Origin of the sequence: Neptuniibacter sp. UBA6509, assembly GCA_002435145.1 — a bacterium.
Taxonomy (GTDB): Bacteria; Pseudomonadota; Gammaproteobacteria; order Pseudomonadales; family Balneatricaceae; genus Neptuniibacter.
Genome location: DJLT01000027.1, coordinates 1 through 11,722 on the forward strand (window position 1 = coordinate 1; position 11,722 = coordinate 11,722).

The 11,722-nt window shown below is 46.0% G+C and carries 13 protein-coding genes; all 13 read left to right on the top strand.

Annotated elements, in window-relative coordinates; genetic code table 11:
* The first annotated feature begins 7 nt into the window (after positions 1 to 7).
* Positions 8 to 127, top strand: coding sequence for a hypothetical protein (locus tag B4K11_RS03525; protein WP_292959239.1), 120 nt, complete (start codon positions 8 to 10; stop codon positions 125 to 127).
* On the top strand, positions 127 to 912 hold the full coding sequence (locus B4K11_RS03530) for a sulfhydrogenase subunit delta (RefSeq protein WP_292953122.1): 786 nt from the start codon (positions 127 to 129) through the stop codon (positions 910 to 912). Before B4K11_RS03525 ends, B4K11_RS03530 begins: the two co-directional genes overlap by 1 nt.
* Entirely contained in the window at positions 912 to 2,249 is a 1,338-nt protein-coding gene (locus B4K11_RS03535; RefSeq protein ID WP_292953125.1) for a Ni/Fe hydrogenase subunit alpha, read from the top strand. The genes B4K11_RS03530 and B4K11_RS03535 overlap by 1 nt, the downstream gene beginning before the upstream one ends.
* Positions 2,246 to 2,710, top strand: a complete 465-nt coding sequence (locus B4K11_RS03540) for a hydrogenase maturation protease (RefSeq protein WP_292953128.1) — start codon at positions 2,246 to 2,248, stop codon at positions 2,708 to 2,710. The genes B4K11_RS03535 and B4K11_RS03540 overlap by 4 nt, the downstream gene beginning before the upstream one ends.
* A gap of 45 nt (positions 2,711 to 2,755) precedes the next feature.
* A complete protein-coding gene (locus B4K11_RS03545; protein ID WP_292953130.1) occupies positions 2,756 to 3,067 on the top strand; it encodes a YqfO family protein in 312 nt (103 codons plus the stop codon).
* 41 nt (positions 3,068 to 3,108) lie between these two features.
* Entirely contained in the window at positions 3,109 to 4,482 is a 1,374-nt protein-coding gene (locus tag B4K11_RS03550; RefSeq protein ID WP_292953133.1) for a V-type ATP synthase subunit B, read from the top strand.
* Positions 4,483 to 4,485: 3 nt separating this feature from the next.
* The gene (locus B4K11_RS03555) at positions 4,486 to 5,088 is read left to right on the top strand and encodes a V-type ATP synthase subunit D (protein ID WP_292953136.1); all 603 of its coding nucleotides are present in this window, start codon (positions 4,486 to 4,488) and stop codon (positions 5,086 to 5,088) included.
* Positions 5,085 to 6,875 carry a V-type ATP synthase subunit I gene (locus tag B4K11_RS03560; RefSeq protein ID WP_292953139.1) on the top strand — a complete coding sequence of 597 codons (1,791 nt, stop codon included), beginning with the start codon at positions 5,085 to 5,087 and terminating at the stop codon, positions 6,873 to 6,875. Before B4K11_RS03555 ends, B4K11_RS03560 begins: the two co-directional genes overlap by 4 nt.
* On the top strand, positions 6,863 to 7,309 hold the full coding sequence (locus B4K11_RS03565) for an ATP synthase subunit C (protein ID WP_292953142.1): 447 nt from the start codon (positions 6,863 to 6,865) through the stop codon (positions 7,307 to 7,309). Before B4K11_RS03560 ends, B4K11_RS03565 begins: the two co-directional genes overlap by 13 nt.
* 9 nt (positions 7,310 to 7,318) lie before the next feature.
* Entirely contained in the window at positions 7,319 to 8,002 is a 684-nt protein-coding gene (locus B4K11_RS03570) for an ATPase (protein ID WP_292953145.1), read from the top strand.
* Entirely contained in the window at positions 8,002 to 8,694 is a 693-nt protein-coding gene (locus tag B4K11_RS03575; RefSeq protein WP_292953148.1) for a DUF2764 family protein, read from the top strand. The genes B4K11_RS03570 and B4K11_RS03575 overlap by 1 nt, the downstream gene beginning before the upstream one ends.
* On the top strand, positions 8,691 to 10,499 hold the full coding sequence (locus tag B4K11_RS03580; RefSeq protein WP_292953151.1) for a V-type ATP synthase subunit A: 1,809 nt from the start codon (positions 8,691 to 8,693) through the stop codon (positions 10,497 to 10,499). Before B4K11_RS03575 ends, B4K11_RS03580 begins: the two co-directional genes overlap by 4 nt.
* A gap of 639 nt (positions 10,500 to 11,138) precedes the next feature.
* On the top strand, positions 11,139 to 11,722 hold a 584-nt coding region (locus tag B4K11_RS03585; RefSeq protein WP_292959238.1), incomplete at its 3' end, for a cache domain-containing protein.

Consider the following 11,722-nt stretch of genomic DNA (forward strand, 5'->3'; position numbering starts at 1 on the left):
GCGAAATATGCAGTGTGCCGTTGGACACTGCGGGCACTGCCAGATGGGGGCTGATTTTCTTTGTAAGGATGGCCCCGTTTTTGTTTATCCGGATGTGCGCGATCGTCTGATGCAGGAGGGGATCTGATGAACACTAAAGTCAGTTTGGCCGTGCATAAATTCAGTTCCTGTGATGGTTGCCAGTTAGCACTGCTTAATATGGGTAGTGCCTTAGTTGAGCTCGCGGAACGTGTGGAGATTAAGCATTTTGCTGAAGCGGGTGTCTTGAATGAAGAGGCTCAGGTTGATATTGCTTTAGTTGAGGGCAGTGTTGTAACTAAGGCCGATGAACAGCGAATTCGGCAGGTGCGTCAGAATAGTCAGTATCTTATTACGATGGGAGCGTGTGCGACCTCTGGCGGTATTCAAGCCCTGAAGAATTTAGCCGCTGAACCTGAAGGTTGGATTGAACAGATTTATCCACAGCCAGAATTTATTGATAGTTTGGATCGCTCCTCGGCGATTAAGGCCTATGTCGATGTGGATCTTGAGCTCTGGGGTTGTCCCATCAATAGTAAACAGATAACCGCAGTCATCACTCAGCTGCTCAGTGGTGTCGTTCCTTGGGATGATCGCGAAAAACTCTGTATTGAATGTAAACGCCAGGGGCACGTGTGCACCTTAATTACCCAAGCTGAACCTTGTATGGGGCCTGTCACTCGTAATGGCTGCGGTGCTTTGTGTCCTGAATTTGGGCGGGCATGTTATGGCTGTTACGGCGAAGCCGCTTTGGCTAATAATAGCGGTTTAGGTAAGCGGTTTGATGGATTAGGGTTGCTGCCTTTACAGATTAAGCAGCGTTTTAGCTTAATTCATCCAGATCCAAGTGCGGTTGAACCTGTTGATAAACAGCGTCGTCGAGGTAAAGCTTGATGAGTGAACGTAAAATTACAATTGATGTCCCAAGCTTAGCGCGCGTGGAAGGCGAAGGCGCTCTGCATCTTAAAATAGAGAAAGGGGCGCTACAGTATTTACAGTTTAAAATTTATGAGCCACCACGATTCTTTGAAAAGTTTCTGGAGGGTCGGCACTATTCTGAGGTCCCGGATATCGTTGCTCGAATCTGCGGTATCTGCCCTGTGGCATATCAAGTCAGTGCCGTTAATGCGTTGGAATCTGTATTTGAAGTGCAGCTCACCCCTTGGATAAAGCAGATGCGGCGCTTACTTTATTGCGGTGAGTGGATTCAAAGTCATAGCCTGCATATTCACCTTCTTGCTCTGCCAGATTATTTCGAGGAAGACACTGTTTTAGGTTTGGCTGCTAAGCATCCTGAAGAGGTAAAGCGTGGCTTTGCTATTCAAGAGGCGGGCAATCGATTAATAAAGTTTTTAGGTGGCCGCTCGGTTCACCCTGTTGGCCTTCAGGTCGGAGGCTTTCATAAAGCACCCAGTGAAGATTCCGCAGCTGAATTGCTTGAGTATATTGAATCAGTTCTACCCGACGCGATGGCGATGGCTGAATGGATCTCCACGATTCCTCTACCTGATGATCCTCAAACGTTTAATTCGGTTGCGTTAACATCCGTAGACTACCCGCTAGAAGCAGGAAGGTTAAAAGCCGATAACGGGTTAGATATCTCTGAAACGGAGTATGAAGACTACTTTAAAGAGCTTCAGTCCCCCCATTCCACCGCGCTCTGGAGCTTAATGAAAGGGAACTCAATGAAAGGGCGCGGTAAAAAAGAGAACTCAATGGATGGCGACGACTACTTAGTAGGGCCCTTGGCTAGATTGAACCTTAATATCGATCAGCTTCCAGAGTTCTTATCGGACCTTTTGGCAAAAGTGGGCAACCCATTCCCAAGTAATAATATGTTTCATAGCATGCTGGCTCGGGCAGTGGAGATCTGCTTTGCTTTGCATGAATCCGCAGAAATTTTACGTCAGTATCAAAAGCCAGAAGCGGCAAATGTTCCCGTAAACGTTAAAGCAGGTACTGGTTGCGGATGGAGTGAGGCACCCAGAGGGCTCTTATGGCATCGCTATGACGTTGATGAAGAGGGAATTATTCGAGCGGCTAAAATTGTGCCGCCAACGAGCCAAAACCAAGCACGAATTGAGCAAGACCTAATGCGATCCTTACAACGTTTTGGTTTAGATCGCTCAGATCAAGAACTGCGCCTACACAGTGAAAAGGTGGTGCGTAATTATGACCCCTGTATTTCTTGTGCTACGCACTTCATTAATTTAACGGTCGCTCGAAAATGAGCAAAGCGGTTCTCGGTGTTGGCTCTGCGCATGGTGATGATCAGATAGGCTGGCACTTAGTTGATTGCTTGTCGCAGCTAGACCAGGTAAATAATTTTGAATTCGAAAAAATAAGCGCTCCGGGCGGATCATTAATCGATTGTTTTCGGCGCTATGATCAAATCTTATTAATTGATGCGGGTGAGCTAGGGTTAAAGGCCGGTGAATTTTCATTTATCGAGAAGGCAGACGAGTATCTGCTCGTTGGCGATAGTCAGCCTACTCATTTTAGTAGCCATTCATTGGGCGTTGTTGATGCTTATCGCTTAGCTCAGCAATTGCAGATTCCTTTGCCTCAAATCAGTTTGTTTCTGGTGCAAATAGAACACACTGACACTATGGCGCCCATATCTAATGCACTGCAAATGCGAATAGCCGACTATATTCAAAGGGTTGAACGCTTTGTATCAGATAATATATAGGTAAATGCATATTTATCAGTTATGTCATAAAACGGAAAATAACCTGTGTATAAACTAAGTTTCTTTGTACCAGAAGATCATCTTGAAGAGGTTAAAACGGCTGTTTTTGCTACCGGTGCTGGACGTATTGGCGACTATGATCATTGTTGTTGGCAGGTGCTGGGTAAGGGGCAATTTAGACCCTTAAAAGGGAGTAACCCGTTTATTGGTAATCAAGGCGACCTTGAAACAGTCTCTGAATGGAAAGTCGAATTAGTCTGCGAAGATCAGTTAATTACGGCGGCTGTCAGTGCACTCAAGAGCGCTCATCCATATGATGAGCCTGCCTACGATGTTTGGGTGCTTGAAGATATCTGACTTACATATCTTAGCTAGCATAGCTAAAAAGGGAGAATGCAGTGACGCAGTTGTTGGTAAGATATTCGCGAATTCTTGAGATTGTTGGCGATATAGTCAAAGTACATGTTCCCCTATCAGATGAGGGCAGCTCTCTTATCTGTTTTGGTGATCTGGCATTGATCGAAAACGATGAAGGGCATGGCCAGCGATCAACCTTAGCGCAGGTTATTCTGCTCGAGCGCGAATCAGTATCTCTACAAGTTTTTACCGGCACTAAGGGCTTATCTACTCACTCTGTTGTGCGCTTTCTCGGGCGTTCAATGGAAGTTACGTTTTCGCCTAATATTTTAGGGCGGGCATTTTCAGGTACCGGACGCGCAATCGATTCAGGTCCTGCACTTATTGAAGAACCAAAGATAGAGATCGATGGACCGACGGTTAATCCAGCACGCCGTGTCTTAGCTTCGCATATGATTCGTACCGATGTGCCGATGATTGATGTGTTTAACTGCTTGGTCGAAAGTCAGAAAATTCCCATATTTTCAGTGGCAGGTGAGCCATATAACCAACTATTAGCTCAGATAGGCACACATGCGGATGCTGATGTTGTGGTGTTTGGTGGTATTGGTTTGGTGTTTGATGATTATTATTTCTTTCGCCAAGCGTTTGAGGAAGCGGGAGTACTGGCCCGTACCGTTATGTTTGCCCATCAAGGCTCTGATCCAACGGTAGAAGGCATTCTTGTGCCGGATATGGCGTTGGCAGTAGCTGAGCGGTTTGCGGTGGAAGAGGGTAAACGTGTACTGGTATTACTCACGGATATGACCGCCTACGCTGACGCCTTGAAAGAGGTGGGTATTTCGATGGAACACGTTCCATCCAATCGCGGTTATATCGGTGATCTTTATTCGCAACTGGCGCGCCGGTATGAGAAAGCATGTGATTACAAAGGGGCCGGATCAGTCACGATCTTGTCTGTAACAACGATGCCGGGTGACGATGTGACCCATCCAGTGCCGGATAATACGGGGTATATCACCGAGGGTCAGTTTTATCTGCATGATGGTGTTATTGATCCTTTTGGCTCGCTTTCACGCCTTAAACAGCATGTTATAGGGAAGGTTACACGAGAAGATCATAGCCAGATTATGAATACCATGGTGCGATTCTATGCGGAAGCGCAGGATGCTGCCCAGAAGCAGGCGATGTCGTTTGAGTTAAGCGAGTATGACGAACGCTTACTCCAGTTTGGCGAGCTCTTTAAAAAACGTTTTATGGATATTCAGGTCACAATGCCGCTAGAAGAGGCCTTAGATCTCTGCTGGACAACCTTGGCCGAATGTTTTCAGCCCCATGAACTCTTGATGAAAGAGATTCTGGTTGAAAAGTATTTCCCTAAAACAAATCAGTCATCTGATCTAGGTTGTGCCTAAACAGTGGCTAAGTTAGCGCTAAATAAAGCAACGCTTAACCGAGAAGGTAAGCGTTTAAAAGCATTTACACAGTTTGTGCCTGCTTTAGATCTAAAGCGAAAGCAGCTCCTCTCTGCTCGCCAAGAAACTACCAAATGTCTAGAAGGGCATCGATCGGCATTGGTTTGTGTTGAGCAGCAGATTCGAGAGGAACTGCCTATGTACGCAGGTTCTAATCTTGAGACTGAATCCCTATTACAGATTAAAACGCTTCAGATTGAGTACGCGAACCTTGTGGGTTTGGAACTACCAAAACTGGTCAGTTTTGAGGTAGAGATTGCGCAATACTCGCGGCTACTTTTACCCCATTGGGTTGATAGTTTGTTGATGCTGCAAATAAAAGCGCTACGGGCGGAGGTTGAGATCCAGATAGCGGATCAGCGATTGGCGTTATTAGAGAAAGGTCTGCAGAAGACGACTCAACGCCTAAACCTGTTCGATAAAGTACTGATCCCTGAAGCTCAGGCGAATATACGTAGGATACGGATTGCATTATCTGATGCAGAGCGGGCAGGTGTGGTAAGAGCTAAGATTGCAAAAAATAAACGTAAGAGGTTGCTGTTATGAGCATTCTTACGCTGAGAAAAGCAACGCTAGTCGGTCTTACGGAAGATAAAGCGACCATTCTTGATCAACTTCAGTCTCTTGGGGTGATGCATATTATCCCTCTGCAGCAGCCTGTTTCCTCTACATCCAAATCTGTGGAACAGGTTCATGAAGTCAGTCCTGATCAGTTACAGGGAAGCTTACATTACTTATTAAGCTGCAAACAAAAGCGCAAGCAGGTGATGAGTGAGCGTCATTTTAATCTACAGGAAGTGATTGATAATGTAGAAAAAAATCGACGGGTACGCTTGAGTTTGGTGGAGCGTTACGACTTTCTACAAAAGCGGATTAAAGATCTCTCCCCTTGGGGAAGCTTTGTTTTACCAAAAGATAATGAACTGTATGGGCAGCGTTTTTGGTTCTATTTAGTTCCTAACTTCAGAATGAAAGAGGTAGAGAAGGTAAGTCTACCTTGGCAGCTTGTTCATCGTGATAACCGCCATAGCTATATCGCTGTTATTGCTGAACATGAGCCGAGTATTAATGAGTTGCCGGTTGTTAGAACGCATACCGGTGCAGTGCCCCTTGAGGAGTTGAAGCGCGAGCTAGAAGATCTTGAGGTTGAGTTAGAGACGGTAGAGGCTGAACGTGAAGGGTATACGCGTTGGATCTACTTATTGCAGCGCTCGATTGCTGGCACCGAAGATGCAGCACAGTTATCTGAGGTGTCGGACCAAACACTGGATAAAGATGAGATCTTTGCTGTCCAAGGCTGGTGTTCATTAGACAGTGTCGAGCAGCTTTATGAGTTTGCCGACCAGCATTGTATGGTTGTGCATGTCGTTGCCCCTGACGATGATGAACTACCTCCAACACTGCTCGATAACCCGACTGCTTTGGGTGGCGGGGAAGAGGTGGTTCAGTTTTTTCAGATGCCGGGTTACCGAAGTTGGGACCCTTCTCGTGTCGTGTTTTTCTCCTTCGTTTCTTTTTTTGCTCTCATTATGTCGGATGCGGGTTATTCACTACTGCTAGCTGCAATCTTACTGTTTTATTGGCAACGAATGGGCCAAACCGAAACTGGGGTTCGAATTAGAGCAATGGGCGTGGCTTTGGCGATTGCGAGTTTTATATGGGGCGTTGTCGTGGGGAGCTACTTTGGTGCGCAGGCTCCTTTCGAATGGCTTCAAGGTTTAAAAATGCTCGATTTGAATGATTTCGATAGCATGATGCTGCTCTCTATTAGTGTCGGTGCTGTTCATCTCATTTTGGGTAATTTGATGATGGCTTGGGTCAAACGAGCAGAGCTGCAGAAGTGGGCCTCAATTGGCTGGGCACTGACGGTAAGTGTGGCGTTAATGGGGTGGGTGCAAGGCTTTGAGGTTATACATTGGCTTCTTTGTAGCGTTGGGCTTGTATTGGTTTTTGTCTTTTCTAGTGCGCAGCCTAATTGGGGCGGTCGTCGTTGGGTTGATGGTTTACTCGCATTAACCGGTGTGACTAAAATTTTCGGGGATGTATTGAGCTATCTGCGCTTATTCGCACTGGGCCTTGCGAGTGCATCCTTGGCAATGACGTTTAATAAACTTGCGGTGGATGTAGCCGCCGCACTGCCCGCGATCGGTTTGCTTTTTAAAGTACTGATCTTGCTGGTGGGGCATTGTTTGAACTTTGTTTTAACCGTTATCAGTGGTGTTATCCATGGATTGCGCTTAAATCTGATTGAATTTTATAACTGGAGTCTGGCGGATGAGGGCTACCCCTTTCAGCCATTTGCTAAACAGGAGGTTTCACCTTGGATAACCTAATAATGGCGTTAGGCTGGGCTGGGTTGTATGGCCCAATGGCATTAGGCGCAATTGGCAGCATGATCGGTTGTGCATTAGCGGGTCAAGCGGCTTGTGGCGCTTTGCTTGAGACTGAAACAGGTCATGGTCGATATATAGGTATCGCAGCGATGCCTTCATCACAATCGATCTACGGCATTGTGGTTATGTTCGCGTTAAACCGTGAAATTACACCAGAAAGTGCCCCTGGCTTGGCCGCTATCGGTTTGCTTTGTGGCTTAGCTCTGTTATTCAGTGCTGCTTGGCAAGGGCGCTGCTGCGCATCGGCAATTAATGTGGCGAAAATTCGACCAGAGATTTTTGGTATGTCTTTAGCGCCTGCGGCCATTGTTGAAGGGTTTGCCGTTTTTGCATTTATTTTTGCATTAGTTATAAGCGCAGGTGTCCCTGCTTAGGAGGGTGTGATGAGTTCAGAACAGAAGACACATGCATCTTCCGGTGTGGAAGCGTTGATAGAAAAACTACGTCAGCAAGGGGTGACTAAAGGTCAGCATGAGGCTGAACAGTTAGTTGAAGAAGCTGAACATCGCGCCGACTGGCTAGTGTCGCAAGCGAAGCAAGAGGCTGAACAGATTCTATCTAAAGCTAAAAAAGAAGCGGCGCTTCTACAGCAGTCAGGTGAAGATGCTTTACGCATAGCTGCACGTGACATGCATTTAGAGGTGCGTGAAACTCTATCGCACTCTTTCACTGATCAAGTGGAGCGTTTGGTGGCGGCTCAGATGGACAATGCTGAGTTTATGCGCGCTTTGATTTTAGAGCTGGCCAGTAAAGTGAGTCATGATCATGGTATTGCGCGTGCTGAGCAGATTGATGTACTACTGCCCGAGGATTTTATCGGATTAGACGAGTTAAGGCGCAACCCTAAAGAGTATAGAGAGGGCAAGCTTAGCCAGTTTGTTCAATCATTAGCCGCTGAGCAGATGCGCGATGGGGTTAATTTTGCGCTCTATGAAGGGAAAGGCATTCGGGTTTGCCTGAATGGCCAAGAAGTGGAGGTAGATCTAAGTAGCGAAGCTGTTTCTAAGTTGCTTTTAAAACACCTTCAGCCGAGATTTAGAGCGATTATCGAGGGAGTGATTCGCTAGTGTCGGATTACTATACGCTTTTAACTGCCTTACCTTGGTTAGCTGATCTTGAGCAGTCTAAACAGCTACCGATTTCAAGAATCGCTTTAGATCGGCGTCTAACGATGCTCGCGGATGATGATAAGGAGCAGTTATCTATTATTGAATCCTTATATCATCCGGATTGGTCTCATTTCGACGGTCAGGTGGACAAGGATTTGATCGCTGTGTGGAAGCGTAAAATGTCCGAGGTTCAATCCCCGGTTTTATTAGAACTGATCAATATCCATATGGAACTGCGCACTTTAGTTGCGGCATTGAGAAGTCGTGCATCGGGTGTTGAGAATCCCGAGCTGTTTTACGGCATTGGGCGCTGGGTTGTTCGCATTCGTAAGCATTGGTTTGAGCCCGGTTTTGGTTTAGAGGGTATCTGCCCTGAACTTATTGCCCTGCAGCGGTTGATGAAAAAAGAGAACCCAATTTTGTTGGAACAATATATCAATCAGCAACTATGGAATGGCCTGTGTCAGGCGGAACGAAAATACCATTTTAGTTTTGAGGCTGTTGCCTGTTATGTGCTTCGCTGGTCGATAGCTGAGCGGCGTATACAGCATGATGGACGTGTTGCTTTAGAGCAGTTTACGGTTTCAACCAAGCGTTTGTTACAGCAGTCCAATTTGGATTCGCAATTATTACAGGGGTGTAGCGAGTGAATCAGCATATAACAGCGCGAGTTGCCGCGGTTAGAGACGATATTGTTACGATTGATCTGCTCCAAGATGATGAAGGTAGTTTTTACCCTATATTGAAAAATGAAGTGGTCTATATCTGTCCTACACGTCAAGGGGGTGATGCCCGGCAAGAGTTCCTACAAGCCGAAGTTTTACGCGTGCGCCATGGCGAGGCGGATGTACAAGTTTTTGAGAATACACGCGGTGTAGCCATTGGTGATGGCATTAAACAAAGTGGCCATATGTTGTCAGTGTCACTGGGGCCGGGATTACTAGGGCAAGTATATGACGGTTTGCAGAACCCCTTAGAGAATATAGCCGCTCAGCATGGTTTCTTTTTACCCCGTGGCCTAGAGGTTGATGGTATTGATCAGCAGCAACATTGGTCATTTCAGCCTTGTGTGAAAGTGGGTGATAAGGTCGAGGCGGGGGATCTGATTGGGCATGTTCAAGAGGGGCGTTTTAAACATCATATAATGGTTCCCTTTGATCAGTTTGGTGTGACTGAAATTAGCTGGATTCAGGAAGGCTCTTTCACTGTTGATACGCCGGTTGCAAGGTTAAGACATGCTGATGGTGAAGAGAGTGAAGTCGCTATGCAGCAGCAATGGCCTGTACGTATTCCAGTGAGCGAACCTCTGCTTAGGGAGGGTAAAAGCACACGTAAATACCCTGATGAACCTTTGCTAACCTCAATAAGATTGATCGATACTTTTTTCCCTATTGCTAGAGGTGGAACCGCCTGTATTCCAGGGCCGTTTGGTGCGGGTAAAACTGTTTTACAAAGCCTGATATCGCGTTTTTCTGAGGTTGATATTGTTGTTATCGTTGCCTGTGGTGAGCGTGCAGGAGAGGTGGTAGAAACGATCACTGAATTTCCAAATATGGCTGATCCTAAAGGCGGTTCCTTGATGGATCGAACGGTCATTATCTGTAATACATCCTCTATGCCTGTCGCTGCGCGAGAAGCCTCAATCTATACCGGTATTACAATCAGTGAGTATTATCGTCAAATGGGTTACAACGTGCTGCTAATTGCTGATTCTACTTCTCGTTGGGCTCAGGCTATGCGAGAAACCTCTGGTCGATTGGAAGAGATCCCAGGCGAAGAGGCGTTCCCGGCTTATCTTGATTCAGCCATTCGTGCGCTCTATGAACGAGCCGGTGTTATAGAAAACAGTGCTGGGGAACAGGGTAGTTTAACTTTAATTGGTACGGTTTCACCTGCGGGCGGGAACTTTGAAGAACCGGTGACTCAGTCGACCTTAAGAACCGTAAAAACGTTCTTAGGTTTGAGTGCCGAGCGTGCCTATAAACGCGCCTATCCAGCGGTTGATCCTTTAATCTCCTGGTCTCGATATCTTGATCAGATGTCCAAATGGTATCAGGAGAATATGGGTGATGATTGGATTGAGCAGGTAAAGGAGATGCAGAGTCTGCTGTTACAAGGAGAAGAGATACAGCAGATGATGCAGGTGACCGGGGAGGAAGGGGTTACGCTTAAAGACTATATCCTCTACCACAAGTCTATCTGTTTAGATCAGGTCTACCTGCAACAGGATGCGTTCGATGATGTTGATATCTCGGTGCCGTTGAAGCGCCAAAAAGAGATCTTTCTTCTGTTACGCGAGTGTTTGGTTTCACCGTTAGAGTTCTCAGACAAAGTCGCTGTGCGTGACTATTTTGTGAAGCTTACCGGGTTGTTTCGAAACCTGAATTACAGTCGTAGTGATAGCCCTGATTATGGGCGCTATATAGCAGAGATAAAACAATTGATGAAAATTTAGTATGTACAAATATAGTATGTGAAAATATACCTATCTAGTTTTTTGAGCCTTTGTGGTTAGTCGCTTTTCTGTGGCTACTTGCTACAGGTCGTATTAATCGTCGGTTGTCGGTTGTCATAGCTCAATGCTCAATAATGCCCGTTTCCATAATGAGCCTGTTAGCTATTTTGCAGCGGGTGCTTTGTCGAAGTGGTTTTCAGTCTCTATTGTGAGTTTATAATACCGCTTCAATCCTCGCGTTTTACTCCTGTTATCGTGATTTCAATAGAGCGTGAGCCTGTTTTGGAGCGTCTTTTATTAACTTCTTTAACAGGTCTATATTTTTTTGTAGCTTTTCATTTAGAAATGATTATCATAAACATTAAATGAAACTTAATATGTAATCTAAGCTTATCAATTTTCTAATATTGAAAAAGATTGATCTAGATCAGCTTCTTGACCGGTCATGTGGTCTGCATGTGCTTAAACCCTGATAGAATTCAGGGTTAATTCTGCCTTGGTGTAGAGCATGAATGCGTGCAGGAAGTATGCTTAATGTAGTAGCGGTGTTTGTAGATACGAAGTGAATCCGCTTTTTTTGGATATTTTTCCCTGATTTCTATGCCTCAAAGTCAAGCACATGCCTTACCCAGATATCTAATGATAGGCACCGTTGCGATAGCGGTCTTGCTTCTTATCGCGGTGACATCCCATTTCCTCATCAAGAATCAACTCGATAATGAAACTCGCTTGGCTGCGCTTGAAGATGAATTCATGCAGAAAAGCCATGATCGCCTAATTTCTGAAGTCACAGGTGCTCGGGGTTATATCAATTATGTCGTTGCGCAGGCTGAGTCTGTGCTCAAAGCACAAGCGCGTAGTGAAGTCTTAAAAGCGCATAGTATCGCGACTGTTATTTATGAGCGTGAAAGCGGCTCCCGCCCTGAGAGTGAGGTGAAGGAGCTGATTCGTGAGGCGTTGCGAGGGGTTAGGTTTTTTAACGGGCGCGGTTATCTCTTTATGGGTGATCAAGATGGCGTGAGTATACTTTTGCCCACCTCTCCTGCGGTTGAAGGACACTCTCTTTACGATAATCAGGATGATACTGGGCATTACATTATGCGTGGTCTGCTTGATGCAGTGAAAAACCCGCAAGGTGAAGGTTACTCCCGTTACCGTTGGTACGCCCCGCATGACCAAACAAAAATGGAGGACAAGCTAGCCTTCGCCAAGCTGTTCGAACC